The organism is Luteibacter sp. P1_D3, assembly GCF_056406135.1.
In genome coordinates this window covers 1-26,190 of record NZ_JBFUAT010000009.1, presented here as the reverse complement: position 1 = coordinate 26,190, position 26,190 = coordinate 1, and the positions used below count along the sequence as shown (strand labels likewise).

Annotated in this window: 26 protein-coding genes and 1 tRNA gene; 12 read left to right on the top strand and 15 right to left on the bottom strand. The window is 63.2% G+C overall.

From position 1 onward, the window contains the following. Positions 1 to 11: 11 nt before the first annotated feature. Complete coding sequence (locus AC1DYM_RS08280; protein ID WP_477337501.1) at positions 12 to 260, bottom strand: hypothetical protein; 249 nt, start codon at positions 258 to 260, stop codon at positions 12 to 14. Between the two features lie 711 nt (positions 261 to 971). On the opposite strand from AC1DYM_RS08280, the gene AC1DYM_RS08275 reads away from it, so the two are divergent. After that, positions 972 to 1,205 (top strand): hypothetical protein, encoded by a 234-nt coding sequence (locus tag AC1DYM_RS08275; RefSeq protein WP_477337500.1) that lies wholly within the window; start codon positions 972 to 974, stop codon positions 1,203 to 1,205. Between the two features lie 135 nt (positions 1,206 to 1,340). Next, a complete protein-coding gene (locus AC1DYM_RS08270; protein ID WP_477337499.1) occupies positions 1,341 to 2,915 on the top strand; it encodes a glycoside hydrolase family 30 protein in 1,575 nt (524 codons plus the stop codon). 59 nt (positions 2,916 to 2,974) lie between these two features. On the opposite strand, the gene AC1DYM_RS08265 is transcribed toward AC1DYM_RS08270, so the two are convergent. Beyond that, positions 2,975 to 3,376 carry a hypothetical protein gene (locus AC1DYM_RS08265; RefSeq protein WP_477337498.1) on the bottom strand — a complete coding sequence of 134 codons (402 nt, stop codon included), beginning with the start codon at positions 3,374 to 3,376 and terminating at the stop codon, positions 2,975 to 2,977. Positions 3,377 to 3,632: 256 nt separating this feature from the next. Between AC1DYM_RS08265 and AC1DYM_RS08260 the strand changes: the two genes are divergently transcribed. The 5 genes from AC1DYM_RS08260 to AC1DYM_RS08240 all read left to right on the top strand — a co-directional run bounded on the left by AC1DYM_RS08260 (position 3,633) and on the right by AC1DYM_RS08240 (position 7,749). After that, entirely contained in the window at positions 3,633 to 4,748 is a 1,116-nt protein-coding gene (locus AC1DYM_RS08260) for a hypothetical protein (RefSeq protein WP_477337497.1), read from the top strand. A gap of 117 nt (positions 4,749 to 4,865) precedes the next feature. Continuing rightward, positions 4,866 to 5,897, top strand: a complete 1,032-nt coding sequence (locus AC1DYM_RS08255; RefSeq protein ID WP_477337496.1) for an SPFH domain-containing protein — start codon at positions 4,866 to 4,868, stop codon at positions 5,895 to 5,897. A gap of 4 nt (positions 5,898 to 5,901) precedes the next feature. Next, the gene (locus tag AC1DYM_RS08250; RefSeq protein WP_477337495.1) at positions 5,902 to 6,840 is read left to right on the top strand and encodes a diacylglycerol kinase catalytic domain-containing protein; all 939 of its coding nucleotides are present in this window, start codon (positions 5,902 to 5,904) and stop codon (positions 6,838 to 6,840) included. Positions 6,841 to 6,880: 40 nt separating this feature from the next. Then, positions 6,881 to 7,372: a hypothetical protein gene (locus tag AC1DYM_RS08245; protein WP_477337494.1), complete on the top strand. Its 492-nt coding sequence runs from the start codon at positions 6,881 to 6,883 to the stop codon at positions 7,370 to 7,372. An 11-nt stretch (positions 7,373 to 7,383) separates the two neighbouring features. After that, positions 7,384 to 7,749: a hypothetical protein gene (locus AC1DYM_RS08240; RefSeq protein WP_477337493.1), complete on the top strand. Its 366-nt coding sequence runs from the start codon at positions 7,384 to 7,386 to the stop codon at positions 7,747 to 7,749. A gap of 24 nt (positions 7,750 to 7,773) precedes the next feature. Here AC1DYM_RS08240 and AC1DYM_RS08235 read toward each other — a convergent pair whose 3' ends face one another. From AC1DYM_RS08235 to AC1DYM_RS08215, 5 genes are all read right to left on the bottom strand, one after another. Further along, positions 7,774 to 8,211, bottom strand: coding sequence for a DUF3617 domain-containing protein (locus AC1DYM_RS08235; RefSeq protein WP_477337492.1), 438 nt, complete (start codon positions 8,209 to 8,211; stop codon positions 7,774 to 7,776). Positions 8,212 to 8,286: 75 nt separating this feature from the next. After that, entirely contained in the window at positions 8,287 to 10,323 is a 2,037-nt protein-coding gene (locus AC1DYM_RS08230; RefSeq protein WP_477337491.1) for an alkaline phosphatase family protein, read from the bottom strand. A 203-nt stretch (positions 10,324 to 10,526) separates the two neighbouring features. Further along, complete coding sequence (locus AC1DYM_RS08225; protein WP_477337490.1) at positions 10,527 to 12,170, bottom strand: multicopper oxidase family protein; 1,644 nt, start codon at positions 12,168 to 12,170, stop codon at positions 10,527 to 10,529. A 95-nt stretch (positions 12,171 to 12,265) separates the two neighbouring features. Then, complete coding sequence (locus tag AC1DYM_RS08220) at positions 12,266 to 12,637, bottom strand: DUF1330 domain-containing protein (protein WP_477337489.1); 372 nt, start codon at positions 12,635 to 12,637, stop codon at positions 12,266 to 12,268. Positions 12,638 to 12,788: 151 nt separating this feature from the next. Continuing rightward, positions 12,789 to 12,864 (bottom strand) — tRNA-Ile (locus AC1DYM_RS08215). 177 nt (positions 12,865 to 13,041) lie between these two features. On the opposite strand from AC1DYM_RS08215, the gene AC1DYM_RS08210 reads away from it, so the two are divergent. The 3 genes from AC1DYM_RS08210 to AC1DYM_RS08200 all read left to right on the top strand — a co-directional run bounded on the left by AC1DYM_RS08210 (position 13,042) and on the right by AC1DYM_RS08200 (position 15,493). Continuing rightward, positions 13,042 to 13,263 (top strand): hypothetical protein, encoded by a 222-nt coding sequence (locus AC1DYM_RS08210; RefSeq protein ID WP_477337488.1) that lies wholly within the window; start codon positions 13,042 to 13,044, stop codon positions 13,261 to 13,263. Between the two features lie 614 nt (positions 13,264 to 13,877). Continuing rightward, positions 13,878 to 15,167 carry a type II toxin-antitoxin system HipA family toxin gene (locus tag AC1DYM_RS08205; protein ID WP_477337487.1) on the top strand — a complete coding sequence of 430 codons (1,290 nt, stop codon included), beginning with the start codon at positions 13,878 to 13,880 and terminating at the stop codon, positions 15,165 to 15,167. 2 nt (positions 15,168 to 15,169) lie between these two features. Then, on the top strand, positions 15,170 to 15,493 hold the full coding sequence (locus tag AC1DYM_RS08200) for a helix-turn-helix domain-containing protein (RefSeq protein ID WP_477337486.1): 324 nt from the start codon (positions 15,170 to 15,172) through the stop codon (positions 15,491 to 15,493). Positions 15,494 to 15,629: 136 nt separating this feature from the next. On the opposite strand, the gene rpoD is transcribed toward AC1DYM_RS08200, so the two are convergent. Further along, the gene (gene rpoD / locus AC1DYM_RS08195; RefSeq protein ID WP_477337485.1) at positions 15,630 to 17,498 is read right to left on the bottom strand and encodes an RNA polymerase sigma factor RpoD; all 1,869 of its coding nucleotides are present in this window, start codon (positions 17,496 to 17,498) and stop codon (positions 15,630 to 15,632) included. A 177-nt stretch (positions 17,499 to 17,675) separates the two neighbouring features. Further along, a complete protein-coding gene (dtd, locus tag AC1DYM_RS08190) occupies positions 17,676 to 18,119 on the bottom strand; it encodes a D-aminoacyl-tRNA deacylase (protein WP_477337484.1) in 444 nt (147 codons plus the stop codon). A gap of 67 nt (positions 18,120 to 18,186) precedes the next feature. On the opposite strand from dtd, the gene AC1DYM_RS08185 reads away from it, so the two are divergent. Further along, entirely contained in the window at positions 18,187 to 19,089 is a 903-nt protein-coding gene (locus AC1DYM_RS08185) for a lysophospholipid acyltransferase family protein (protein WP_477337483.1), read from the top strand. Here the strand turns inward: AC1DYM_RS08185 and AC1DYM_RS08180 are convergent. The 4 genes from AC1DYM_RS08180 to AC1DYM_RS08165 all read right to left on the bottom strand — a co-directional run bounded on the left by AC1DYM_RS08180 (position 19,064) and on the right by AC1DYM_RS08165 (position 23,301). Continuing rightward, the gene (locus AC1DYM_RS08180) at positions 19,064 to 19,387 is read right to left on the bottom strand and encodes a tetratricopeptide repeat protein (protein ID WP_477337482.1); all 324 of its coding nucleotides are present in this window, start codon (positions 19,385 to 19,387) and stop codon (positions 19,064 to 19,066) included. The genes AC1DYM_RS08185 and AC1DYM_RS08180 overlap by 26 nt on opposite strands. After that, on the bottom strand, positions 19,384 to 21,330 hold the full coding sequence (locus AC1DYM_RS08175; protein WP_477337577.1) for an ArnT family glycosyltransferase: 1,947 nt from the start codon (positions 21,328 to 21,330) through the stop codon (positions 19,384 to 19,386). The genes AC1DYM_RS08180 and AC1DYM_RS08175 overlap by 4 nt, the downstream gene beginning before the upstream one ends. A gap of 109 nt (positions 21,331 to 21,439) precedes the next feature. Beyond that, entirely contained in the window at positions 21,440 to 22,471 is a 1,032-nt protein-coding gene (locus tag AC1DYM_RS08170) for a CDP-glycerol glycerophosphotransferase family protein (protein WP_477337481.1), read from the bottom strand. Next, complete coding sequence (locus AC1DYM_RS08165) at positions 22,468 to 23,301, bottom strand: glycosyltransferase family 2 protein (RefSeq protein ID WP_477337480.1); 834 nt, start codon at positions 23,299 to 23,301, stop codon at positions 22,468 to 22,470. Before AC1DYM_RS08165 ends, AC1DYM_RS08170 begins: the two co-directional genes overlap by 4 nt. A gap of 74 nt (positions 23,302 to 23,375) precedes the next feature. Here AC1DYM_RS08165 and AC1DYM_RS08160 point away from each other — a divergent pair, with 74 nt between their 5' ends. Continuing rightward, entirely contained in the window at positions 23,376 to 24,206 is an 831-nt protein-coding gene (locus tag AC1DYM_RS08160; protein ID WP_477337479.1) for a glycosyltransferase family 2 protein, read from the top strand. Here AC1DYM_RS08160 and AC1DYM_RS08155 read toward each other — a convergent pair. Continuing rightward, complete coding sequence (locus AC1DYM_RS08155; protein WP_477337478.1) at positions 24,198 to 25,166, bottom strand: glycosyltransferase family protein; 969 nt, start codon at positions 25,164 to 25,166, stop codon at positions 24,198 to 24,200. The two genes, AC1DYM_RS08160 and AC1DYM_RS08155, sit on opposite strands and share 9 nt — an antisense overlap. Before the next feature lie 2 nt (positions 25,167 to 25,168). After that, a partial coding sequence (locus tag AC1DYM_RS08150) for an O-antigen ligase family protein (RefSeq protein ID WP_477337477.1) occupies positions 25,169 to 26,190 on the bottom strand: 1,022 nt, incomplete at its 5' end.

Here is a 26,190-nt window from a genome sequence, read left to right as displayed (position 1 = left end):
TCGATGATCGCCTAGGTGCGTTGTTGCTCCCAATGCATCTTCGTGTGCGCCTGTGACGCGCATTGTGTGCCCATGCGCGCCATCGCGCCGATCGCTTCGAGAGCGAGCGCCATGCGGCGGCAGTCGACCGTGTCCGATTCGTGGACCAGTTCGGCGAGACAGCCGGCGACGCCGCTGGCGTACTGCATCCACTCCGTCGCCTCGTTCAGGAGGTCGTGTACGGAGGTATCAGGATCGATGTCTTGCGCGGATAGGGTCATGATCGTTTCCTTGGATGACGCCGCGTTACGTCGAGGTGCGGCACGCCATGCGGGCATGACGTGCCGCGGATCAAACGGACTGACTGATCAGACGGACTCGCGGGTTCAACGGCGGCCCACGTCCGGGCGCCGAGCGGCGTGGTTCGATGAAGTGGGTCGCGACGTCAGGTCGTTTCCGCCGCCCACAGAGCGACGCGCCGGATAGCACGGCCAAGAAACTTCTGAAGAAAACGGCTGCCGCCGCGGTTCGTCAACCGTGTCTGCGGAGAGGGCAGACGGCTCGGTAACCGGTGGGGGTGTCGCCGAGGGGATTCGACGGGCGAGCAGGTGCCGTATGATGTGACGCAGCCATATCAACTCTCTTTTAGTTGGTTTTGGTTAGCGGGTCAGGGGTGTTGTCGCACCTCTGGCTCGCGCTTCTTCACCGCATGAAGCGACGGTTGCCTGCGCAGCACAGTCAGCGATGACGCAGGCAACGACTTGACCGTAGCAAAACAACCTTGAGTTGTCTGTAGGGGCTACCCAGGCGGCGTCGAGTTAAACGGCGAAAAAGATGCTCCATTGCCTTTGTCGGCGTGGATAGGGTTGCCCGCCACCTAGTCTAAAATGGAAATTGGAGCGGTCTGAATCGTCAGATCGGACTATTCTGGCGATCGTGCTCATCCACGTCGCCGGAATTAATCCATCAGTAAATCTAAGGAAGGGCTCGCGATGACGTATCAAAAGACTGCTGTCTTCATCCTTCGGTTGGTGGGAACCCTCTGGATTGCTTTCATCGCCTTCGCGTGGGGCCTATACGCCGTGGAGTTCGCCCTTGGTATCGACGTGCAGCGCCGCCCGGCGAGCATGACAGGCGCGAGCATCGGCTACGTCGTTCTGGGCGTCCTCATCGTGGCGCTGTCGAAGCCGCTCGGTCGTCTTATCGGACGAGGGCTCGACGACTGAGTGACTGATCCGCCTTGGATGGTTGGGTCCTATCGGCCGCTGGCCAGGTTCGCTATGCTGAATTAACGCGGGAAAACGTCGGAAGCGTAGTGAGCCAGGTGAGCCGTACCACGAGCGAAAGGATTTGCGACCGCCATGGATGAGCGGAGCCCAGGGTCCCGTCGAGTGGTCGGCGGTTTCGTTGCGCTTATCTGCCTGTTGACCGTGGTGGCGCTTTACGCGCCGCGTTACGTGCAAACCAAGGCAGCGGCCGCAAAAGCCGCTCCTCCAGTGCGCCAGATCATGCCTTCCGTCGCGGTCTGGCTCAGCACGACCGATCACCGCGCGAAGCTGGCGCCGCAGCCCGATATCGCGGTGAGCGCCAGTGGTTCGGTGCCGGCCGATATTGTCATCGACCCGGCTACCCGGTACCAGACCATCACCGGTTTCGGCGCGGCGATGACCGATTCCTCGGCGTGGCTGCTCCATACGAAGATGAGTGCGTCCGAGCGCCAGGCATTGCTGCGCGAGTTGTATGGGCCCCCGCCCAACCTCAACTTCAACATGATGCGGCTGACGATCGGTTCGTCGGACTTCTCGTTGAATGTCTACACCCTCGACGACATCCCGTTCGGGCAGACCGATCAGCAGTTGAAGCATTTCAACATCGCGTCGAACCTCCAGGACGTGGTGCCGATGATGCGTGAAGTCCTCGCCATCAATCCCGGCATGCTCACGATCGCTTCGCCTTGGGGCGCACCGGCGTGGATGCGGACCACGCAGAACCTGCTTGGTGGCGAACTGCTTGAGCAGTACGAGGGCGTCTACGCGGACTACCTCGTCAAGTATCTCGACGCTTACCGCAGTCACGGCATTCCCATCTTCGCCCTGACCCTGCAGAACGAGCCTGCGTACGCACCGATCAGCTACCCCGGCATGACGATGGGAGCCGAGACCCGGGCGCGTGTGGTCTCGAAGTACCTTGGACCGAAACTCGCCGACCGCAAACCCAGGACAGCGATTCTGGAATGGGATCACAACTGGACGCCCGTCGAAGAACCGCTGGCCGTACTGGCCGACCCCGATGCCGCGCGCTACATCGACGGCGTGGCATGGCATTGCTATGGCGGCAGCCAGCATGAGCAGGGCCGCGTCCATCGTGCCCACCCGGATAAAGATGCTTACATCACGGAATGCACCGGCGGTGATTGGCCGCTCTCGGTCAACGGCGAACTGCTGTGGTTCTCACGAAACCTGCTGGTCACCGGCATCCGTCAGTGGGCTCGTGGCGTGGTCTACTGGAACCTTGCGCTGGACGAGAACCACGGTCCGCATTTCGGTGGGTGCTCGCGTTGCCGCGGTGTTGTCACCATCGATTCGGAAACGGGCGAGGTGACCCGCAACGACGAGTACTACGCGCTCGCGCACTTCAGTCGTTTCGTCGAGCCGGGTGCGTTCCGGGTGAATTCCAACGATACCGATGTCGACGACAGGGGCGTCGCCAATGTCGCTTTTCAGAACGAGTCAGATGGCTCGCTCGTCCTGGTGGTGGTGAACCTCAATAAAGACGAACGCCGGCTATCGGTAACCGATGGACGCAACGGCTTCGAGTACGTTATGCCGGCGGAGAGCGTGGCGACGTTCGTGTGGGATCCGGACCTTGCCGCGGGTTGGATTCGCCGCGCGCAGCGCTGGTTGAGCGGAACGCGCCCGCAGGCGCGCGTCGACTAGACGCAAACCTCCCCTGCACGCAGGGGAGGGTTCGACCAGGGCGCTCGCGCCATGACGGGTCAGTGCCAGATGCCCTTGATCTGCGACACCGTAAGGCCGTTGATAAGGCAGTGGTTGGGATTGTTCGGCATGGCGTCGATGACCACGCTACCCTTAAGATTGATTACCGTGGACGCCCGGGTAAGGCCGCGGTTGACGCCCCACACCCGCGTGCCATCGGTGTTGATGAGGTTCTGCACGTTGGCGGCGGTCTCAGTGATATCGGCGCAGAGCACCGACACACCCTGCAGCTTGTCGTTGCTGTCGCTGTCCTCCTTGTCGTAGTTCGCCGTGGTGTTGGCCACGCCGCTGCGGACCAGCAACCAGCCCTTCGGGGCCGGGTCGCCGTTCTTTGCGAAGGCGGGGCAGGCCAGGCCCAGAAAGCAAGTGATGAGAGCGACCGTGATGATCGTGTTCTTCATGGGAGTCCTCGATGTCGTGTCGTGCGCGGCCATTGACGACATGGGGAACCCAGGCCGGGACGATGGCTGGCCGACGCGACGGCCATGCGCCCGCCGCCAGAGTCACGCGTGGCGGAAGCGCGACGTATCAGGCAATTGCTGAGAATCGAAGCTTAAGGTGCTGACTGCGACGTCTGTACAGGCGAAGCCATGCCCCGCGAACGATCTGACGTAAAATGGCGCCGCAGGTCCTCTGGCTCCGTATGAGACGCGTTCGATGGCGAAAAAAATCCTCAGCGCCATCGGTACGAGTGAAAACGGTATCGCGCCGCTTGCGTCCAAAGGCCAGACATCCTTCAACGCGCTGATCGGCAACATAGAGAAGCGGCGCGCCGCGTTGGCTGAGTGGGAGGCGTTCGACACGGTGTTCCGTCGCAAGTACAACGACGAGTTCGTCCCGCTCTGGCAGGGTTACGATGCCGTGCGCATGCGGCTGATCCATCGCCTCGATCAGTCGCACGACATCAGGAGTATCTCCAAGGCCGAGCGCCAGACGATCGCCGAACTGATCAGCCAGTTCGCCGCCGACGTGCTTTCGTCCGTTTCCGATCCGGGCATCGCGGAGATCTATCGGCGTTACAATGGATCAGCCGCCGAAACCCAGGTAGTCATCCCGGCAAAGGCGCGCGACGAGGTGCCGGCGACGTCCGGCATGGACGTCCCTGACGAGGCAGTGCCCGGTTCGCCCGACGACGTGCTCCGGCACATACAGGAGCAGCTGGACCAGGAGGAGGCGCGAGAACGCCTCCGTCGCGAGGCGCGCGAAGCTCACCACGCGAAGCGAAAGAAGACGCCCAAGCGCAACGCGTCCGAGGAGCGGGTACGGGTCGAGCAGGCTGAGATCCATCTGTCGATCCGCGAGGTCTATCGCAAGCTCGCTAGCGCACTTCATCCGGATCGTGAGCGCGATCCCGTCGAGCAGCAACGAAAGGCCGCCTTGATGCAGCGGGTGAACCAGGCGTACGCCAGCAAGAGCCTGCTCGATCTTCTGGAACTTCAGCTGGAGCTGGAACATATCGACCAGGCCGCACTGGAGAACCTCAGCGAGGACCGGCTCAGGCACTGGAATTCGATCCTCAAGGAACAACTCAACGGGCTGGATCAGGAGCTCGCGGAGATCGAGTCGGATTACCGACGGCGGTTCGGCATGAGCCCCGCATCGGCCGTGTCTGCCAAGACGGTCAAGCGGGCGCTCATCACGAACATGACCCACATCCGCGAAAGCATCCGGGTCTTCGAGAACGACCTGCGCGCGTTCGACGATGTCGAGCGACTGAGGATGTGGCTGAAGGACATGAGGGCTGCATTAGCCGCATCGGACCACGGCGACTGATCGAGAGACAAGCGCCATCGAAGTCGATAGAGTTGCCGCCGGACTCCCAAGCCCGGCGCCTCTCATGGGGGGCGGCGTCGGAAGACCGGGGCATACATCTCGCCAGGAGGCACGATCATGTTCGGTTATCGTTACGTCAAAGCCAGTCCCAGCACCTACGTCATCCAGTACAAGAATGGCGTGGCCGTACGCGAGGGCACGGGCCTCACCTTTTGGTACTTCGCGCCTAGCGCCACGCTGGTCTCGATCCCGCTGGAGAGCGTGGATGTTCCCTTCATGTTCCAGGAGGTCAGCAGCGACTTCCAGGTCGTGACCGTGCAGGGGCAGGTCACCTATCGAGTGTCCGCACCAACCACGCTTGCCAGCCTCATGAACTTCACGCTCAAGGCCGATGGCAGCTATGCATCGGAGGACCGGACCAAGCTGCCGCAGCGGGTGGTCAACGCCGTGCAGGTGAAATTGCGCTCGGTGCTGCAGGGGCAGACGCTTCAGGAGCTGTTGCGTGGTTCCGATCACCTAGTCCAGGTGGTGCGCCAGGGCCTGCAAAGCGCCGACGGCCTCGCCAGCCTCGGGCTCGAACTGGTCAACCTGTCGGTGCTGGCGGTGAAGCCGAATCCGGAAACGGCACGTGCGCTCGAGGCCCAGGTTCGCGAGCAGATTCTGAAACAAGCCGACGATGCGACCTACGTGCGCCGCAATGCTGCGATCGAGCAGGAGCGCGCCGTCAAGGAGAACGAGCTCAATACCGAGATCGCGGTGGAGACCAAGAAGCGCCAGATCCGCGAGACGCAACTGGAAGCCGAGCAGGCGGTGCTGGCCAAGCGCCAGGCGATCCAGGACCAGGAGCTGGCGGGTCGCATCGCCCTGGAAGACAAGAACAAGAGCCTGACCTTACTGCGCGCCGAGAACGCGCAGACCGAAGCCGATGCCAAGGCTTACGCCGTGGCGGCGACCATGAAGGCGGTCCAGGGCATCGACCCGAAGGTACTGCAGGTCCTCATGGTCGGGCAGGCCGATCCCAGCGTGCTGATCGCGCAGGCCTTTCAGGGGCTGGCTGACGGCGCTGGACGGATCGGCGAACTCAACATCTCGCCCGACCTGTTGCAGCAACTGACACAACCGCGAGCCAAGTCACCGGCCAAGGCCTGACGCGATGGATGCGCTGAACCAGCGGATCGTGCTGGTGACTCGCAAGACGCGGCTGGAAGAATTGATCGTGCGCTTCAATACGATCGAGCAGGCGCGCTTCTATGTCGAGCATCTGGGTGCCGACTTCTCGGACTATGAGGCCGAGCACCGCGTGTATATGGACGCGGTACAGACGTCCGAAGCGACCCTGTCTCGCTTTGGACGGGTCCAGCGGCTGGATCGCGGATTTCTCTCCAACTACCTCTTTGCACCGGATGCCCTGGTCGTCGTACTGGGGCAGGATGGCCTGGTTGCAAACACGCTGAAGTACCTGAAGGGCGCGCAGCCGGTCATCGGGGTTAATCCGGATCCCGCACGATGGGATGGTGTGCTGCTTCCGTTCGAGGCTAAAGACCTCGCGGCTATCGCGCCCGAAGCGATCGCCAGGAAGCGGCCGCTGAATCGCGTCACGATGGCGCGAGCGGCCTTGAGTGACGGGCAGGAGCTCCATGCGGTCAACGACCTCTTCATCGGTCCGCGGTCGCACGTGTCTGCGCGTTACCAGATCCAGCAGGGCGATCGGTCGGAAACCCATTCGTCGAGTGGCCTGATCGTGTCGACGGGACTGGGCTCGACAGGGTGGTTCCAGAGCTTGCTGGCGGGTGCCGCCGGCATCGTGGGGCACGATCTGGAAGATTCCGTACAGGCCCTGCGCGAGCATGGGTTTGCGTGGGATGCCGACCATCTGCAGTTCACCGTACGCGAGCCGTTTCCCAGTCGGGTGACCCAGGTCGAGATGGTGTTCGGGCAGGTGACTCGCCAACAGCCGTTGCGGCTCGTCTCGCAAATGGCGGGATACGGCGTGATCTTCAGTGACGGCATCGAGGCCGACTTTCTGGAGTTCAATGCGGGTATGACGGCGACGATCAGTCTGGCGGAACGGTATGGGCAGTTGGTGAACTGACGAAGGTCACCGACGTAACCGATAGATCCAAGGAGGATCAATGGGCCAGTTCACACGAGTTGCCTGCTTCGGCCTTGCGCTGGCCACGGTCGCGATCTCACCGGCTTCCCAGGCAACGTGCTGGGAGTCCGGCGCGGGACCGACGGCTATCTATCGAAACCCGTCGGTGGCGGCCGAGTTCAAGGAGGCCCCCACGGTGATCACCGGACGGGTCCTGGATGAGCGCACTATTTCCACCCCGGATGATCCGGAGGGATACGAGTGGACGATCTACACGATCAAGGTTCTGGAGACCTTCAAAGGAAAGCCACAAGAGACTATCCGTCTGTCGTCGGAGAACACATCTGCTAGGTTTCCCATGGACACCGGTAAAAGCTATCTGCTGTTTGTCAGCCAATCCGGGATGGCCGAGATGGCTGGGCAAGAACGCATCCCGGAAGCCTTTGTAGACAACTGTGGGAACTCGGCACCGGTGCACGATGCCAAGCATGCGATCAAGGTGGTGAGGGGCCTATCGAAGGTTCACTTGTGATTGTTCCCGTCATGGCTAACCCCATCCGATTTAGAGTTCGCCCGATCTATCACGGCAGCGAGCTACTGGTTGAGGTGCTGGACGACCATCGAAAAGAGGGATTTCCATGCGTGTCTGCGATCTTGCGTGATGCGTTAGGCGCAACTGCCGGGCCTCACCCCAAAGGCCTCGACGATCCACGGGTGGCATGGGCTCATGACCGCTACTTTAGTTACTGGACCTATCCGGGCGGAAACTACGAGATAGACGATGATATTTGGGCGCTCTTTGTGTTGTCGAAAGACAACAACGAGGTGGTGATTGCCGATGTCGAGCGCGCATTGCTCGCCACGGGGCAGTTCGTGAAAGAGTCGGTGGATTTCGAGCAGTTTAGGTAAGGTCCGTTTCCCGCTGCTGTCGCATCAGTCTTGCGGACTGGTGCAGGCAGCATACCGATTGCCCTCTACCTGCGTAACCTCGCCGCGACCGTCAGTCGTGACGCTCCCTGTGTAGTGTTTGGCGCTGTCGAAATCCACATGCGCCGACGCCGGCGTGGCCGACTTGCAGGTGAGCTTCCACGCCAACGAGGTACTGTGACGTTGCTTGTCCGTGGCGGTGCAGTCGCCCTCCGCGGGTGTCCACGCGGCGAACGTAGTCCAGGGATCCGCACCTTCGTCGACGCAATGCCAATGCACTTCCGGTGCACCTGCCTTGCCGTTGGTCACGTGCCGCACCAGGATCTTCCACAGTCCGGGCATGGCGCCGAAGTCGCCGGGATCGGCATGGACAGGTGTGACTGCCGCCATGGCCAGCGCACACGCGGCGAAAGCGGCCCATCGGTGCAGGGAAAGCTTCATCATCATCTGACTCCTTGCGAACACGAAAACCCTGCCCGCTTCCGCGGGCAGGGTCGGTATCGGGCTAACCGTGAGCGATCAGTCGGCGATCGCGGTGGTATCGCTGACATCCTTCCGGGTGAAGTTGAACATGTCCATGAGGTTGCCGATGGCCGGCGCGTTCACCGGCACATACGGGTTCTCTCTGAACGACACCGGGTTAGGCAGGTTGTCGCGGCTGCGGGCAGAGATCTGATCCTTCAGGTTCCAGTTGGCCTCGACGAATTTGTCGAACGAGACATGGTCGTAGTACGTGTGCACGACCTTGCCGCCCTGGGAGAACTTCGACACCACCAGCAGCGGGATGCGCGTGCCGTCGCCGAAGAAGTCGATCGGCTGGATGTAGCCCGAATCGTAGTAGCCACCACCTTCATCGAAGGTCACCATGATGACGGTGTCGTCCCACACCTTCGGGTTGGCCTTGGCCATTTCGACGATCTTCTGCACGTAGCCCTCGAACAGGTCCAGCTTCGACGAGGCCGGATGGCCATCGAGGATGCCGTCCGGCTTGGCGATGGAAACGGCCGGCAGCGTGTTGTTCTGGATGTCGTCGTACAGATCGTTGATGTCCTGGTTCTTGGCGCGCAGTTCCGGGTTGGTCATGACCTGGGTGGAGTACAGGAACGGATCGCAGATGTTGCAGAAGGTGCCGGCTTCGCCGTCTTCCTTGCCGCCACCAAAGCCTTCACCGTAGTACTTCCAGGACACCTTGTGCTTCTCCAGCAGTAGAGCCAGGTTCTCCTGCGTGGTCGGCGGGATGGTGAACTGGTCGGCGCCCAGCGGAGCCGGCGTGCCATCACCCATGTAGCCGGGGTTGTAGTTGTTCACCAGGTAGTAGGCCTTGGCCTTGCAGTCCGTACCCTTGAACGTCAGGTATGGCAGCGAGCGAAGGTAGTTCTTGATCTGCTTCACGCCCGGCTGGCTTTCGTCGGCGCAATTGACGTACGAACCACCACCGTAGCCGTCCTGCACCCACCAGTTGTTGGTACCGAACTGCGCGTCAGGGTTCTCGATCTGGTTTTCCGGCGGGGTGGCCGGGTTGCCGTTGGCGTCGGCGTAGTAGATCAAGGTACCGAAGCCGAGCATGATGTGGTTGGCACCCGTGCCGCCCATCACCGACTGGTGGAAGTTGTCGCTCAGCGCATACGTCTGGGCCAGTTTCTTGAAGTAAGGCGCATCGCCCTGGGCCATGTTCATGAACTGCATGGCGGTCGAGCCTTCACCGGTGCTCTGGTCGTTGAAGTTCGCCGGCAGCGGAGCGCCGTTGTTGCCCGCGCCCATCGTGGTTTCGACCCAGGGAAACAGGTCGTTGCGGCAACCGCTGGGATTGGCCGCGGTGGCTACCTTGGTGTCGCAATCGAGCTGCTGCCACATCTGGAAGAAACGATGCACGGGGCTGTTGGCATAGGCGTCGTAGCTGATCGACGCATGCATATCCACCGGCGCGTTGGCGAGCTTGGCCGGGAAACGGGTATCGACCACGCCGTTGGGCAGGCCCGTGCCACCGGCAGCGAGCATGTCGTAGCTGCCATCGGGCAGGGCTGGCTCAATGGATTGCGCCTGCGCCGCAGAAGCGAAGGGTGCCGCGGTGGGTGCGCCACCGGTGTTCATCTGCGGAAGCGTCTTGTACTTGCCGGCCTTCTTCGGCGACATGTCGTACTTGCCGGTGCTCGAGGCCATGAACTGCGTGGCAAGGTCCACGTGCGGACCCGGCGTGCCGTCGGCATTGACGATGCCCTTGGACAGCAGGTTGTCCACCGACTGCCCCTTCGGCGCCGTGTAGGTGCCATAGACATGGTCGAACGTGCGGTTTTCGCCGATCAGCAGGATCACGTGCTTGATCGGGGTGGCGGTATTGTCGCTGTTGTCCTGGCCCTTGGGTGGCTTGTGCAGTACGACGATGCCGCCGGGAAGGCCAGCCTGGTTCTTAAAGGGAGCCACGGGCACATTCTGGCGGAACTGTGCATCGTGATCGGGTGGAGTGGTGTCCTGGGCGCTGACGACGCCGGCTAGGCCGACGGAAAGCGCGCCAAGCAACAGCGGCGAAAGCCGTGTGCGGCGCAACCATGTAACCATTGTGAATCTCTCCCTAGTGGAAGTCTTCCCCCTGATGCTTGTCGACTAAGGTTGTAGATGACCTGTCGACCGCATTGAGCTTCCACCCCGCATGTGACGGATCGTTGGCACACGGGCGACAATGCGTGAGGTCGTGATGACGATCACGTGTCAACGCAACATATTGCGAACAATCGCTATCACCGCAAGAAAAAACCGGTGACTCAAACCAGTTCGTAGGGCCGCATCATTTCGTTGTCTTCGTGCTCGAGGTAATGGCAGTGCCAGACGTATTTGCCTGGCTCGCCGTCAAAGCGCGTGATGATGCGGGTGACCATCCCGGGGTCGCAGCGCACGGTGTCTTTCCAGCCGGCTTCATGCGCGGCCGGCGGTATCGATGGCCCGGTGAACTTCAGCTCCTTGCGGGCGTTCCACGCGAAGAGATCGAACGGACGGCGCTCCACTATCTGGAAGCGCACAAGGTGCAGGTGGATGGGATGCGCATCGCCCGTCACATTGACGAAGGTCCAGGTTTCCACCGTACCCTTCTTCGGTTTTTCGCTGATGGGATCGCTCCACATTTTCCCATCGAGCAGCATCGTCATCGGATTGCCGCCCGAATCGTCCTGCTCACCCAGTGCAAGCACGCGGTCCTGCACAGCCGTGGAGGGATCGATGCGCTGGACGGGCCGCAACGCGGCCGGCACCACCGAGGTATCGCGGCGACCCTTGGCGCGAACGCGGAACTCGACGATGCCGTCGGCCTGGTGGCGTAGCTGCACGGACTTGCCCGCATAAGCACTGAAGTCGACGATCACCTCGGCGCGTTCGGCCGGGTACAGCTCGATGTTCAGGCGATCGGTGGGCGCTGCGAGTAGCCCCTGGTCGCTGCCAATCTGCTGGAACGGCTTGCCATGTGACAGCGACAGGTTGAAGAAGCTGGTATTGGCCGCGTTGATCAGGCGCAAACGGTAGCGATGCGGCTCGACGTCGAGATACGGATACAGCTTGCCGTTGCACAGCACTGCGTCGCCGCGGCATTCGGACACCCAGGGCGCCTCGGGATCGTCGGACACCGGGTAGTAAAGCTTGCCGCTCTTGGCGAGCAGGCGGTCGTAGAGCATCAGCGGAATATCGAATTCGCCCGAGGGTAGCCCGAGGGCTTGCTCGTCGTCGTCGTGCACATGAAAGCTTCCGAACAGGCCCGCGTAGATGTTCAACCGCGTGATGCCCATGGCGTGATCGTGGTACCACAAGGTGGTGGCGTCCTGGTCGCCCGGGTAAAGGGCGGTCAACGATTTACCCGGCACGTACCAGTCTTCAGGCCAACCGTCGTTCGGCGCGGAAACGCGCGCACCGTGCACGTGAGTGATCGTGCGAACGTCGGGTTTGGATGTCTCCGCGCCATGAATGTTGTGATCGATAGGCAGAAAATGCCGGGTGGGGAGCTCGTTGGCCCATTCCACCAGCACCGGCTCGCCACGACGCGTCACGATCGTGGGACCCGGCGTAGACCCTGCGTATCCCCATTGCGGTGTCGGCGGCAGATCCCGGTGCACCCTGGCACTGAAGGCGCGCATCGGCATGCGATAGAACGGCAACGGCCGGCTTGCGAACGCGGCGTGGGTACGCGTGCCCGTGGCCACGGCGATCGGTGGCACCGGCAGGGCATCGACGAACTTCGCCATGGTCACCGGGTTCACCAGCGGCACGTTCGGCGCGGCCAGGCCCGGCATGGCCATCCGTTGCGCCATAGGCATCGTCATTGGCGACTTCATCGCCTGAGCTACGCGGAATGTGTCGACGAAGACGCATGCACCGGCGAATCCGCCGGCGACGCCCAGGAAACGGCGTCGGGAATGATCCATGGGAGTTACCGTTGATTGCCTGTCGAGCAGTCAACCGTAGGTCGGCTGAATGACAGGGATGTTTCAATCCAGATCATCAGTCCGACCATCGGAAGTCATGCAAGACGGTCTATGGGCTTCAACGGTTGCAGCACGATATCGGCGATGGCGGCCTGACCCACCTTGAACGCGACCTGATACTCCGCATCGCCAACCATTTCCCTAAAGGCGGACCGGCGGGGGTACTGCACGAGAACAACGGCGTCCCATGGCTGCGCTTGTCCTGTCGTAAGCAAAGCGAGTCCATCGCCGCCGAAAAGGATCTTTGCACCAAACCGGGCCAGGACCGGCTTAGCCAGTGCCAGGTAATCAAGGTATCTCTCGCGGCCGCCATCTGGCTCGAACCGGAGGAGATTCAACATGACGACGGATGAATCGTCGTCTTCGCTGAGGAACGCATCAATAGCGGCAGGTGACAACGAAACCATGCATTTCTCCTTTGGTGGGGCACTGCATAGCGAGTGCGTCCATCAAAGGTAGTCCGGCGTGGTGTCAGAAACTGTCAGTAATGAACACCCGTCACCGATTCCTCGTTCCCCGCCTCCTGCACCAGTTCGAGGAGAAGAACGACATGAAGAATGGTGGGCCCACCAGGACTCGAACCTGGAACCAAAGGATTATGAGTCCTCTGCTCTAACCATTGAGCTATAGGCCCGCGCGCGGTGGCCAAGTGTACCCAATGAGGGATCGTTCGACGATGGGCGGGCACCCACATGGAAAGCCAAGAAAACGTGTGGAAAGCCAAGAAAACGTGACGAAGCCAAGCGCGCCGACGTCGACAGTTCAGCCGTCACCCTCCATGCTTGACCCAGTTCAACCCACAGGGGATTTCATGAAGAAGCTGATCATTTCGGTGGCACTGGCTGTTGCGGCCCTGGCCGTGCCGGCATTGTCGATGGCGCAGTCGCATCGCGTGGTCGTCGTGCACCACCCGGTGCACCATCGTCCGGTCCATCACCATTACTACCACCATCGCGCTGTGCATCACCGCCCGTATCACCGTCCGCCGCCGCGTCATCATTACCCGGCGCATCGTCCGGTTCACCACCGCTGAGCGGTGGGTGACAGTTTCATTGAGAACGCCCGCATTCGCGGGCGTTTTCGTATGCCTTCTAGCAACATCGATAGGTTTGGTCGTTTCTTCGGCACAGGGGCTCTCCGTCATGAGCAAGAACGGCCGAGAACGCTCATCACGACGACAACTCCAAGCACAACGAGAGCCCCCGCCGGACTCGACCTTTTTCGTGGTCTATACCCGCCACTGATCGGTCGAGGTTGGCTAGCCGGTGGCGGATGCGACTGCAGCCAGTGGGCGTGACATGCCCCACAGAAAAGCCGCGTCTTGCCGTTTCGCCACGCTTCGATTGTCCGCTGGGTATGCGGTGTCAGCGCTTTGCATCGCCAGCAGTTGAAGGACTTCTCGCGGGGGCGCCGGGAGTCCGAGCCTGCCCGCACGAAGAAGGCGACCACTAGGAAGACGATCCCCAGCAGGATCACACCCACGATGTCCTTGGTCGACAAGCTGTCCATTCCATCGTCCTGTCCGTTTTGCGGATTAGAGCGCAAGGTCGATCCGCCTGCTACCGTAATTTGCTTTTTCACATATACACACTAAAGTGACATATATAACATCACAAATGATCATTGTTGTGATACAAGAGTATGCATATGAGTGATGTTGCCAATCTCGATCTATATCTCGATGGTGCTTGGCGCGCTGTCGCCTCCCTTCGCCTTCTCGGCGCCGAGGAGCGCGGCTGGGAGGCCGGGACCGAAGTCGGGTATGGGTTGGGCTATGCGCTAGACAACGAAGGTCGGACGGATGCGGCAGCCCTAAGTGTCAACCTGCCGGTCTCGCTGCAATCCATGCGGAGCGAAACCTGGCCTCCGTTTCTCACCGATCTCCTTCCCCAGGGCTTCGGCAGGCAGGAACTGCTGCGACAGCTCGGCATGCCGGAGACGTCAGCAGCATCGGCTGACTGGCGCTTATTGCTTGCCGGTGCGGGCAACCCCATCGGCAATCTTCGCGTACGCGAAGCGGCTGATCGCTTGAAGGAGCACGCGCTCCGCGACCGCCGGGGCTTCACTGAAGCCGAGGTCATCGAACGTGGCGAGGCCTTCACCGAGCATCTGGTCAGTCACGGCTTGTTTGTCGCCGGATCCTCGGGCGTGCAAGGGGAGTGGCCTAAGGTCCTGCTCGCAGAAGGCCGCGATGGCCTCTTCTACCTCGACCACGCCCTACCCGACGAAGACACGGCCGCACACTGGCTCGTCAAGTTTTCCAGGGGTCCCAGCGCTGCCCTGGCAACGATTCTCCGGCTCGAAGCGCCCTACATGGAGTTGGCCAGGCATCTCGGGCTGCACGTGCAAGGAAAAATGCGGGGCAATCCCCGAACGTTGTTCATTCCCCGATTCGATAGGGAAGTAACGACAGCCGGAGTACTTCGCCATGCGCAGGAGAGCATTGCGTCGCTTTGTGGTCTGGCCGGGTTCGGACTCGCACCGTCGCACAATGTCGCCTTGCAGCACCTAGCTGCTGTCTGCACGCACCGCGAGCGGGATGTCATTGAATACATGCGTCGCGATGTGGCGAACATCGCCTTGGGCAACAAAGACAATCACGCGCGCAACACGGCGATTCAGCGGCGCGCGGATGGATATGTCGGACTGACACCACTTTTCGACTTCGTCCCGATGATGTTGCACCCCGACGGCATCGCCCGCCGCATGCGGTGGGAAAGCGACGACGATGGCTCTCCGCGTTGGGCGAGCGTGGTCAGGCAGGCTGCTGTCGCCACGGATGTCGACGAGCGATTACTGACGAGCGCACTTGTGGCGATGGTGGAGCCATTGCGCGGCCTACGCCAGCGAGCCCTGGAGATGGGTGTCGATAAAGACATCATGGACATGCAGCGCGCCTCCATCGACGACATCGTCGCGCAGCTCGAGGCGCTCTGAGCGTGGACAAGCGCTTCAAGCCACTGACGACGATCGAAGAACTCGATGTGCGGCGAGCCTTGCTGGATGACATCGATGCGCACCCCGGGCGTCCCGTGCCTGAGGTCATTCGTCTCGTTCGCACGACGCTTCGCTTCACCATTGCCGAATACGCGAAGCTGTGCGGCGTGTCCGCCCGTGGGCTGCAGGACATTGAGCGCGAAATAAAAAGCCCGACGCTGGAAACCGTGGCGAAGCTGCTACGTCCGCTCGGTCTGCGTGTCGGCGTTGTAACTCGTGACGCGGTGTCGAGGGCGGAGGCCGCTCTGACATCGCGCGGAAAATAAATCCGCAGACGTCGCCGTGTTCAGTGATGCCGTGTGTTCACGTAACGCGAACAGCGCAGGATACTGAACACCTGCGCGACCAAAAGAAAACGCCCGCTTGCGCGGGCGTTCTCGTCTAGCTCAATGCAGCAACCAATCAATCGATATCGAGGAACGAGCGCAGCGTCTCCGAACGGCTCGGGTGACGCAGCTTGCGCAGGGCCTTGGCTTCGATCTGACGAATGCGCTCGCGGGTGACGTCGAACTGCTTGCCGACTTCTTCCAGCGTGTGATCCGTGTTCATGTCGATGCCGAAGCGCATGCGCAGTACCTTGGCTTCACGCGGGGTGAGGCCGGCAAGCACGTCGCGCACGGTTTCCATGAGACCCGTTTCGGTCGCCGACTCGACGGGCGAGCTGGCGTTGGTGTCTTCGATGAAGTCGCCAAGATGCGAATCTTCGTCGTCGCCGATCGGGGTTTCCATGGAGATCGGTTCCTTCGCGATCTTCAGGACCTTGCGGATCTTGTCTTCCGGCATCTCCATTTCCTTGGCCAGTTCTTCCGGCGTCGGCTCGCGGCCGAACTGCTGGAGCATCTGGCGGGAGATGCGGTTGAGCTTGTTGATCGTTTCGATCATGTGCACCGGGATACGGATGGTGCGGGCCTGATCGGCGATCGAGCGGGTGATGGCCTGACGGATCCACCACGTCGCGTACGTCGAGAACTTGTAACCGCGGCGGTACTCGAACTTGTCCACGGCCTTCATCAGGCCGATGTTGCCTTCCTGGATGAGGTCGAGGAACTGCAGGCCGCGGTTGGTGTACTTCTTCGCGATGGAGATGACCAGGCGCAGGTTGGCCTCGACCATTTCCTTCTTGGCGCGACGGGCTTTCGCCTCGCCGACGGACATCGCGCGATTGATTTCCTTGATGTCGGTCAGCGGCAGGTACAGGGTGCGCTCGATAGCGGCGAGCTTCTCCTGTTCACCGTCGATCACTTCACGGTAGTTCTTGATGTTCGGCGACCACTTCTGACGCTTGCGACCCAGCTCGGCAGCCCACTCGAGGTTGCCTTCGTTGGACGGGAAGCTCTTCAGGAACTCCGCACGCGGCATCTTCACCTGCTTGACGAAGATGTCCATGAGCACGCGCTCGTGATGACGGATATCGTTCACCACTTCACGCAGCTTGCGCACGAAGCTGTCGATCAGGGCCGACGGAAGCTTCAGGTTGAGGAAGGCTTCCGACATCTGCTCGCGGATCTTGGCGAGCTTCTTGTCGTTGATCTCGGCCTTGGGAGCGGTCTTCTGGAACTTGCCGTGGAGCGAGCGCAGTTCTTCCATGCGACGCTTCACTTCTTCCGGATCGGGACCGGTCGGACCGGCTTCCTCTTCCTCGGCGGCAGCGCCTTCGACTTCTTCCTCTTCCTCGCCGTCGGCTTCGGCGGCGGCGGCTTCGGCGGCCTCGGCGGCTTCAGCCTTGGCGGCGTCCGCGGCTTCCTCGAGGTCGGTGAAGCCAGCCAGGATCTCGCTCAGGCGGCGCTTGCCTTCCACGTGCTGGTCGTATTCCTCGAGCAGCAGCTGGATGGTAAGGGGGAAGCTGGCCAGCGCGGTCTGGACCTGGTTGAGGCCTTCCTCGATGCGCTTGGCGATGGCGATTTCGCCTTCGCGGGTCAGYAGTTCGACGGTACCCATCTCGCGCATGTACATGCGCACGGGATCCGTCGTACGGCCGACTTCGGCGTCGACGGCCGACAGCAGGGCCACGGCTTCTTCAGCAGCGGATTCGTCATCCGTGCTGGAACCGGGGGCGGCGCCGTCGGAAATGGTGTCAGTGTCTGGCGCGGAGTCATGGACCTCGATGCCGACGCCCTTGAGCACCGCCATGATGTCTTCGATCTGCTCCGGATCGACGATGTCGTCGGGCAGGTGATCGTTGATTTCCGCGTAGGTCAGGTAGCCCTGCTCCAAACCCTTGGAGATGAGCTGTTTGATTTCAGACTGCTGCTCGTGAGCTTTATTAGTCATGCCGACCGCCGCGGGTTACAGGAACCGATCAGTATAGTCATTTGATGATTTTTTGACCAGTTTTCAAGTGGATCGGGCTCATCGAGGGGACGCAAGAATCGCGCCAGATGGCCGTTTCCGGCCAGGCGTGAAGCGTCGCGGTGAGAAGAAGAGGGCCATGGACCCCGTAAGGACGCCTCAGCGCACCTCCAGACGGAAGGTGACCGGGCCATCGTTGATGAGATGTACCTTCATATGGGCACCGAATCGTCCGGTTTCCACCCCCGGCGCATGAATGGCGCGGGCCAGCGCGACAAGACGATCGAACCAGAGGGTCGCCTCCGCCGGTGCGGCGGCCGTGGTGAAGCTGGGGCGCATGCCCTTGCGGGTATCGGCGGCGAGAGTGAACTGGCTGACCAGGAGCAGGCCGCCGCCGGTATCGGCCAGGCTGAGGTTCATCTTTCCCTCGCTGTCGGAGAACACGCGGTAGCCGCGCAGGCGCTCGAGCATGCGGACGCACTGGGCTTCCCCGTCGCCTGGTTCGATTGCGACAAGCGCGAGCAGGCCAGCGCCGATGGCGCCCACGGTTTCCCCCTCGACATCGACACGTGCGGATTCCACGCGCTGGATCACTGCAATCATGGATAGGCTAACGGCGGATGGCGGCCAAGCTTAAAGGAGGCCGGCACCCGGCGGTACACTTCCCCGGATGCGTCCCGATATCTACCTCCTTTACCTCCTGCTCCGGCTGGTCAGTCTCTTCTCGCTGCGGACGGTACACGCGGTGGGCGGCTGGCTTGGCCGGCGCGCGCTGCGTGCCCACTCGCACAGCACGCACGTCACGGCCGTCAACCTGCGCCTCACCCGGCCCGGGCTGACCGACGCCGAGCGCGCGGCGCTGCTGCGGCGGACGATGGAAGAGGCCGGCAAGTCGGTGACCGAGGTCGCGGCGATCTGGGGCGCGGGCGCCGACCGCTCGCTCGGCCTGGTTCGCGAGGTCGTCGGTGGCGAGCTGTTCGAGGCTGCGCTGGCCTCGGGCAAGGGCGTGATCGTCGCCGCCCCCCATCTCGGCTGCTGGGAACTGCTCAATTACTGGCTCTGCAGCAAGACCCCGATGGCCATCCTGTATCGGCCGCCGCGTATCCAGGCGATTGAAGGCCTGCTGCGCAAGGTGCGCGGCAAGCTGGCGCCGGAGCAGGTCCGCGCCGAGGGCGCGGGCGTGCGCACGCTGTTCAAACGCCTGGGCGCCGGCGGCACGGTCGGCATCCTGCCGGACCAGCGGCCCCGCGAAGGTGAGGGTGTCTTCGCCCCATTCTTCGGTGAGGACGCCCTGACCGGCGTACTCCTGCCACGCCTGGCGGCCCGCACGGGGGCGACGGTGCTCTTCAGCTTTGCCGAGCGCTTGCCCGAGGGTGGCGGGTTCCGCATTCATGTCCTGCCGGCACCCGAAGGCATCGACAACGCCGACCTCGACGTGGCCTGTGCTGCGCTCAATCGCGGGGTGGAGCAATGCGTGGAGCGCGCGTTCGAGCAGTACCAGTGGCACTACAAGCGGTTCAACGCGTCCGGTCGCAACCCGTACTGGATCAACCGTGCCGAGAAAGCCGGTTGAGGAACACAGTCATTTCCTTCGCCGCCTGCATGTCGCCGCGGCCAGTGGCCGTGGCGATGCCCTGACGCCACGCCTCGGCGGCGCCGGACTCGTCGTCCATCGCCAACAGCGCCTTGCCCAGGAGTTTCCAGGCCGCCGAATAGGCGGGGTCGAAGCCCAGCGCCTCGCGAAACGCCGTGGCCGCCTCGGCATAGAGGCCGTCACCCAGCTGCGCGTTGCCGATGGAAAAACGCAGCAGGGCCCCGTCGCGAACGCCACCGATCTGTGCGCGCAGTCGTTCGACGAGGGGGTCGGTCATCGCACTGCGGTCCGCGTGCGCCAATAGTCCTGCGGATACAACAGGGTCGGCTGCTTCGGCTCGGGCGGCACGCGGTCCATGTGCAGTGCGTTCAGCGTGGGGGCATCCCAGATCATCAGCCAGCCGGTACGCGACGGTTGGATCAGTCGTGCAAAGCGGAAGGCATTGGCCGGTGGATGCTTGGCGTACGACACCACGAGGCCGTCCGGATGGTGGCGGGCGAAGTCGTCGAGGCTGTCGCCGTCGTGGACAGCGGTGTCGTCATCGTCGTCGTCGGCCTGCGGAGCCGCGCCAGTCAATTCGTTGAGGCGTGCAATGGGATGCATCAGGCGCCCGGCGAAGTGGTACTGGCCGTTGTACTCGGTGCCCAGGTTGCCGATGGGGCGGCCGGCCGCGTCGGCCTGAGCCAGGAAGGCCGATGCCGGTGCGAGGTCGTAGCGATACCAGAGGCCGAGGGTGAACAAGGCATTGAGCGATACCGTGCCGATCAGTCCGGCGAAGGCCAGCCGGCGCATTTCGCCGCGGCCACGGAGCAGGAGCAGCGCGCCAAGGACGACGAAGATCACGCCGAAGAAGCGCGAAAAAGGTGCCATCCCCGTAAGCCATAGGTTGTCGGGAAAGTGCGTCGGTACGACCGACGGCATGGCGAACAGTACGATGGCGAGCAGGAAGGCACCGAGCGAGAGCGGCCAAGTCCCGAGGGCGTAGTTCGAGGCGAGTCCCTTGTGGCGTTCGCGCAGGTCGGCCACGGCGGCGGCCACCAGCATGGTCACGCCCGCCAGCTCCGGCAGCAGGTAGTACAGCTGCTTGCCGCCGATCAGCGAGAACGTCAGCAAGGCAGGCAGCAACCAGACGATGAGGAACTGCAGGCCGGACTCGAGCGGTTGGCGGATCAGCGCCACGAACAGCGGCACCAGCACCAGCACCAGCAGCGCCTGATCCACGTGCGCGTTGAAGTGCGCGCCGGCGGCCGAGACCAGCAGCAGGAGCAGCGCGACGCCAGCGACGACGAGCGCCGCACCCGTTCCCGCACGCCAAGGGCGGCGGAACAGGGTCATCGGCACGGCCACGATGCCGCGCAGCCAGCCACTCAGCGGGAACACGATCACCGGCAGGAAGATCAGGTAGTACCAGGCGGGTCGCGCGTGGTTCTGCAGGCCCTGGGTACGTTCGGACACCACGCGACCGGCGGTCTGCGTGAAGAACAGGCGCTGACGATAGGCTTCGCCACCGGCCTGACCGGCGGGAATCGCCCAGGCCAGCAGGATGGCGAAGCCGATCAGCAGCCCGAGCAGGCCGAAACCGTACCAGCGTCCCCGGTTGGCGCGCGCCCACGGATTCCACAGCGGGCCGAGCAGGAACGGGAACAGGACGTGCACCACCATCACCGGGCCCTTGGTCAGCAGGCCGAGGCCGACCATCAGGCCGAACAGCCACCAGCGCGGTTCGGCGCGGGTGGCGGTGGGGGTGAGGCAGAGCAGGGCGGCCAGCACCCAGACCACGAGGAGCACCTCGTACATGATCTGCAGGCCGAACAGGAACGCGTAGGCGAACGCCATCAGCAGCCACGGCGTGGCCTTGGCCACCCAGGGACGCGTCGGGAACAGGCGGCTGGCGAGGACCGAAGCCAGGACCAGTTGCACGCCGCCGAAGATCACTTCGAGCAAGCGTGGCCAGACATCGTTGACGCCGAACACGGCCCAGCCGGCGTGGATCATCCAGAACAGCAGCGGCACTTTCTCGCTGTACGGATCGCCATTGATGTGCGGCACCAGCCAATGGCCGTGTGCCCACATTTCCCAGGCCACGGCGAGCGTCCGCGTGGAAAACATCGGCATCGGGCCGTGGGAGAACATGGCGAGCAGCGCCATGACTGACCACAGCGGCAGCCACGGCCAGAGGGCGCGAAGGTGTTCCGAGCGGATATAGGCGCTATTGGACAAGGGCGTCGTCACCGTTAAAGGATCATGAATTCTAAACGTACGATGGGTGGAATGGCTGACTCCACTCCTACCGCCCCGGTCGTCGCCAGAACGTAGACGCCGCGGTTCCTCAGGCGGGACCCCAATAGCCGATGCGTCGTCGAATCTTCAGCTTGCGCCACAGATTGAGCGGCTTACGCCGCCGGTTACGCCCGCCTTCGGCAATGAACTGGTTGATCGCATCGAGGACCCGCTCGCTGGATTTGCCGTCGCGGTAGGGGTGAATGCTGGCGCCAAAGTCGTCGATGGCCTTCATCAAGTCCGGTGAACGGGCCAGGGCGCGTTCGATGGCCGGCTCGAACTGCGCCGGGTCGTCGATATCGATCAGCTGCGGGCCGGAGGCCCGGTTCTTGAAGGTCACGACGGGCTTGCCTGTCAGCAGGAATTCGCTCAGCGCCGACGAAGTATCCGAGCACATCATGTCGACCTGGCCAAAGAGGTCGAGGATGTTGTCGTCGTCGGCGAAGCGCAGGTGCTCGTTGGCCAGGGCGCGGTACTTGGCCGTGGTTTCCGGGTTCATCTTCGGGTGGAAGGTGACGATGAAGCGGTAGCGGCCATCGCGCGACAGTTCGCGAACCTTGTCGTAGAGAATCTCCGCGGCGCTCCACGAGGGCGAAAACGTGGAGTGGTAAAGAATCACTGGCGGCTGGCGCACCGGCGGCACCGGCCGCGCACCCATCTCGCCCATGAAGGGATCGAGTTTGGGCCAGCCGGTTTCCTTCACCGCGAAATGGCCCATCTGCGTCGCGATGTCGCCGAACGCCTTGGTGTCCTTCGGACCGGTGGTGCAATAGAGATCGAAGAAGCCGCGGATATAGATGTGCCGGGGCTTGCCCGCATTGAAACCGTGGAAGGTTTCGACCTTCACCCCGGGAAAGAAATGCGGCACGGCGTTGCTCGAGGTCACCACCGCGATGGGGTTGAAATGACGCACTTCCTCGGTCGTGCGCAGCCATGTCTCGCCGGCCATGAGGTCTTCGCCACCGGGACCGTCGAAGAACCACGCCGCCTCGTCGCCGCGTGCGCGGATCGCGTCCTGCAGCGGCCGCAGGATGGCCAGCGCATAGCGCTCCGAACCGTAGAGGAGGTAGTGCTTCTTCATGAGGAGGTTTCCGAGCCACGGTCCAGGCCGTGACGGTGCAGGGCCGTGGCGGCGGACTCGCGCGAGGCAGGGTTGTGCCGCATTTCGTAGTAACGCATGCGTTTGTAGACGGCGTAGCTGGCCGCGGTCTGGGCGATGATGAAGCCGCGCCAGCCGTCGAGCATGGCCAGGCGGAAGACGTAATCCTTGATGAAAGCGAGCAGGAAGACGAACGGCGTCTGCCACATGCGTGGCGACTTGTCCTTGTCGTACCAGTCCCGGCACTTCAATTCGGAATAGCGCAACACCTTCAGCTGCTTCTCGACCAGGCTGGGGTTGTTCACGTGGTCGAAGGGAGCGCGAAGCGTCCGCGCGGCGCCATCGAAACGCAGCGATTCATGCACGCGTGCATCGGTCCAGCGGGCGCGATCGCGGTGCCACAGACGAGCCATCTTCTCGCCGACCGAAGGCCGGTACCAGCGCATCGGAGCGCCCATGTAGATGGTGCGGCGGCGCAGGAACACGGCGGCGTCCGGGCTGGACTGGATCGAGGGCAAGGCCGCTTCCAGCTCGGCGACCAGTTCCGGCGAAAGGAACTCGTCGGCGTCCAGGGCGATCAGCCAGTCGTGGCTGGCCTGGGTGGTAGCGAAGTTGCGTTGTGGACCGAAGCCCAGCCAGTCCTGGTGAACCACGCGCGCGCCGTGCGCCTGTGCGATGGCCACCGTGTCGTCGGTGCTGCCACTGTCGATGACCACCTTCTCGGTCGCGAACGGCACGCTGTCGAGGCAGCGGGCGATCGTATGCGCCTCGTTATAGGTGATCACTACAAGGGTCAGGGGGAGGCTCGCCATCGGGAAAGTCTAACCGAATCGGCCCGCGGGCCCGGACCGGCAAGGTTAAGGCGTTCCCGTTATCCTTCGCCTCCATGCGCATTACCGTCGCCATCATTACCTACAACTGGCCCGCCGCCCTCGAGCGCGTGCTCGAATCGCTGGCCCGGCAGACCCGCCTGCCCGACGAGGTCATCGTCACCGACGACGGCTCGACCGCGGAGACGCGCCGTGTGATCGAACGGGTGGCCGCCACCTTCCCCGTGCGCCTGGTGCACCTCTGGCAGCCCGACGACGGGGCACGGATGAGCCGCGCGCGCAATCGCGCGATCGCAGCCGCCACCGGGGACTACGTCATCATCCTGGATGGCGACATGGTGGCCGAGCCCCATTTCGTCGCCGACCACGAGGCCTTCGCCACCCGCGGGTGTTACGTGCAGGGCTCACGCGTGCTCAGCGACGAAGCGCTGACCCGCCGCATGCTTGCCGACGGCTCGGTCCGCGCGACCTTTTTTACGCCGGGCATCGAGCGTCGTCGTCATACCTTGCGCATGCCCGCGCTGGCGCGCTGGTACGCGAAGCCCAGCCAGAAGACCCGCGGCATCAAGAGCTGCAACATGGGTTTCTGGCGCGAGGACCTGCTCGCCCTGAACGGGTTCAACGAGGGCATGACGGGCTGGGGACGCGAGGATACCGAGCTGGTCACACGCGCCTTCCATGCCGGGCTGCTCCGTCGCGACCTGCGCTTCAGCGCGCTCGCCACCCACCTGTACCACCGCACGCGGAAGAATATCGTCGGCAACCCGAACGACCGCATTCTCGACGAGACGCGTCGGTTGGGGCTGGTTCGTTGCGAGTCTGGCGTGGACCAGCATCTGGCGGAGTTCGTCACGCCGCCGGCGGACGAGCGCCCCGCTTCAGCGTAGGGCGTCCAGCGCTGCGCCCAGGCGCATCGTGAAGCTTGCCTCGTTGTCGAGATACCAGCGTCGCGCGTTGCCGCCGAGCACGTCCCGCTCGGCCGCTGGCATGGCGATCGCGCGCTCCACCGCCTCCTCGAGCGCGGATTCGTCGAACTGCCAGGTGCGCGCGAGGTGGAAGGGCTCGCCCTCCGTCGCCCGCACGGGCAGGCCGCGGCTGGCGTCGATCATCTGGTTCATCGGCGCGCCATCGCAACTCAACACGACCGCGGCGCAGCTCATCGCCTCGACCAGGTAATGGCCCCAGCCTTCCGTTTGCGACAGGCAGAGGTGGAAGGCGGAGGCGTTCTGCAGACGGCGCACCTCGGCATCCGGCAGGTGTTCGCGCACGATCCGCAGGTTAGTCGCACCGCCTTCGTCTTCCGCCGTCGGGCCGCCGCGAAGCACGGTGAGCTTGGGCCACTCGGGATGACGCTTCCACACCTCGATCAGCCGCGCGGTGCCTTTCAGTTGGCTCGATCCGGCCGCATGGAGAAACCCCCTCGGGTCGCGCGGCACGCTGGCGTCGTAACGGTCGCGGCTGCGAAAGCCGACGTCGCTGGCGCGCAGGCCGAGATCGGTGAAGATCCGCGTCGCCTCGTGCGTCTTCGTCAGCAGGGCGTCGTATCGACCCAGATAGCGCTGGCCGCGTGCGGACACCCATTCCGGGTTGGGCATGAGCAGGTTGCGTCGCGCCAGCCCGAAGCTCGCCGGACGTACGTGTTCGAGGGAGAGGTTGAAGTCGAAGCGCCGCGCGCCGAGCAGCATGCGCAGGCGCATGCCGCGCAGCTTCCAGGCACCGTCATGCCGGCGCGAACCCAGTCGGGAAACGGTGACCTCGTGACCGAGTTCGCGCAGCGCGTCTTCCACCACACGGATATCGTGCGAGAGGCCGCGCTGGTTGTCCCAGGCGAGCAGGTGGATGCGCACGATCAGGCCTCCGCGAGCGAGTGGCGCCGATCCGCCGGCGGCAAGGCTGTGGCCATGACGAAGCCGAGCACAAGGAAAAGGAAGAACGAATGCGGCATGGCCCGATAGAACACGTTGTCGGTCATGGCGGACAGTACGTACATCGTGATGACCGCGAGCCCCGCCGTCGCGAGCGTGGACTTCCATTCATCGGGATCGTTCAGGCGCCGGACGAAATGGACCGCTGGCAAGGCGAACAACAGAAGCACGATGAGAAGCGCCGGCACGCCACCGGTCGCGGCCGCCTCGAGGTACTCGTTATGAGGATGATCGTACTTGGCGATCGATGTGCTCGCCTCGCCACTGGCGACCCGGGCGCGCGTGTACGTCCCGAACTGGTCCACGCCGACGCCGACGACAGGGTGCTCGCGGAAGGCGGTCCACGCGGACTGCCACATGGCCATGCGCTCGCGCACCGGACCGGCCGAGTTGTCCTTGCTGAAGGTGGACATCTCGCCGCTGACCTCGCTGAAGCGCCGCACCACTTCGCGGTCGAGGGCGGTCGTGGCAGTCACGACGCCGACGATCAGCACGCCCACGAAGACCAGGGCGCCGCGCCACTGGCGCGTACGGCGGATGTGCACCGCGATGACGATGAGCAGGGCCGGCACGAAAGCCAGCATGGGGCCGCGACTGTGCGTCAGGATGGCGCCGTAGGCACCGATCGCGACGGCGATGCCGTGCAGCCAGCGCTCGCCCACGGCAATGCGCGGCTGGATCAGCCGGATGATCGAGAACAGGGTCATGCAGAGCGTGACCATCGTGAACTCGATCGCGCTCCAGTCGCCCCCGTTGATTCCGTAGGCCCGGTCCACTCCCAGAATGTGGCGCTGGACGATGCAGGAGCCACCGAGAATGAGCGTGGTCACCGCGAAGAACGTCCAGATGGCACGCCAGTGCAGCCGTCCGGTGAATGCCGCCGCCGTGACGAGGAAGACCAGCGTCTGCGCGGGCTGATCGAGCTCGTTCCAGCCCAGGCGATGGA

Bases quoted from the DNA above. Each gene is read 5' to 3' on its own strand.
- AC1DYM_RS08280 (WP_477337501.1), bottom strand. From the start codon at position 260: ATGACCCTATCCGCGCAAGACATCGATCCTGATACCTCCGTACACGAC.
- AC1DYM_RS08275 (WP_477337500.1), top strand. From the start codon at position 972: ATGACGTATCAAAAGACTGCTGTCTTCATCCTTCGGTTGGTGGGAACC.
- AC1DYM_RS08270 (WP_477337499.1), top strand. From the start codon at position 1,341: ATGGATGAGCGGAGCCCAGGGTCCCGTCGAGTGGTCGGCGGTTTCGTT.
- AC1DYM_RS08265 (WP_477337498.1), bottom strand. From the start codon at position 3,376: ATGAAGAACACGATCATCACGGTCGCTCTCATCACTTGCTTTCTGGGC.
- AC1DYM_RS08260 (WP_477337497.1), top strand. From the start codon at position 3,633: ATGGCGAAAAAAATCCTCAGCGCCATCGGTACGAGTGAAAACGGTATC.
- AC1DYM_RS08255 (WP_477337496.1), top strand. From the start codon at position 4,866: ATGTTCGGTTATCGTTACGTCAAAGCCAGTCCCAGCACCTACGTCATC.
- AC1DYM_RS08250 (WP_477337495.1), top strand. From the start codon at position 5,902: ATGGATGCGCTGAACCAGCGGATCGTGCTGGTGACTCGCAAGACGCGG.
- AC1DYM_RS08245 (WP_477337494.1), top strand. From the start codon at position 6,881: ATGGGCCAGTTCACACGAGTTGCCTGCTTCGGCCTTGCGCTGGCCACG.
- AC1DYM_RS08240 (WP_477337493.1), top strand. From the start codon at position 7,384: ATGGCTAACCCCATCCGATTTAGAGTTCGCCCGATCTATCACGGCAGC.
- AC1DYM_RS08235 (WP_477337492.1), bottom strand. From the start codon at position 8,211: ATGATGAAGCTTTCCCTGCACCGATGGGCCGCTTTCGCCGCGTGTGCG.
- AC1DYM_RS08230 (WP_477337491.1), bottom strand. From the start codon at position 10,323: ATGGTTACATGGTTGCGCCGCACACGGCTTTCGCCGCTGTTGCTTGGC.
- AC1DYM_RS08225 (WP_477337490.1), bottom strand. From the start codon at position 12,170: ATGGATCATTCCCGACGCCGTTTCCTGGGCGTCGCCGGCGGATTCGCC.
- AC1DYM_RS08220 (WP_477337489.1), bottom strand. From the start codon at position 12,637: ATGGTTTCGTTGTCACCTGCCGCTATTGATGCGTTCCTCAGCGAAGAC.
- AC1DYM_RS08210 (WP_477337488.1), top strand. From the start codon at position 13,042: ATGAAGAAGCTGATCATTTCGGTGGCACTGGCTGTTGCGGCCCTGGCC.
- AC1DYM_RS08205 (WP_477337487.1), top strand. From the start codon at position 13,878: ATGAGTGATGTTGCCAATCTCGATCTATATCTCGATGGTGCTTGGCGC.
- dtd (WP_477337484.1), bottom strand. From the start codon at position 18,119: ATGATTGCAGTGATCCAGCGCGTGGAATCCGCACGTGTCGATGTCGAG.
- AC1DYM_RS08185 (WP_477337483.1), top strand. From the start codon at position 18,187: ATGCGTCCCGATATCTACCTCCTTTACCTCCTGCTCCGGCTGGTCAGT.
- AC1DYM_RS08180 (WP_477337482.1), bottom strand. From the start codon at position 19,387: ATGACCGACCCCCTCGTCGAACGACTGCGCGCACAGATCGGTGGCGTT.
- AC1DYM_RS08170 (WP_477337481.1), bottom strand. From the start codon at position 22,471: ATGAAGAAGCACTACCTCCTCTACGGTTCGGAGCGCTATGCGCTGGCC.
- AC1DYM_RS08165 (WP_477337480.1), bottom strand. From the start codon at position 23,301: ATGGCGAGCCTCCCCCTGACCCTTGTAGTGATCACCTATAACGAGGCG.
- AC1DYM_RS08160 (WP_477337479.1), top strand. From the start codon at position 23,376: ATGCGCATTACCGTCGCCATCATTACCTACAACTGGCCCGCCGCCCTC.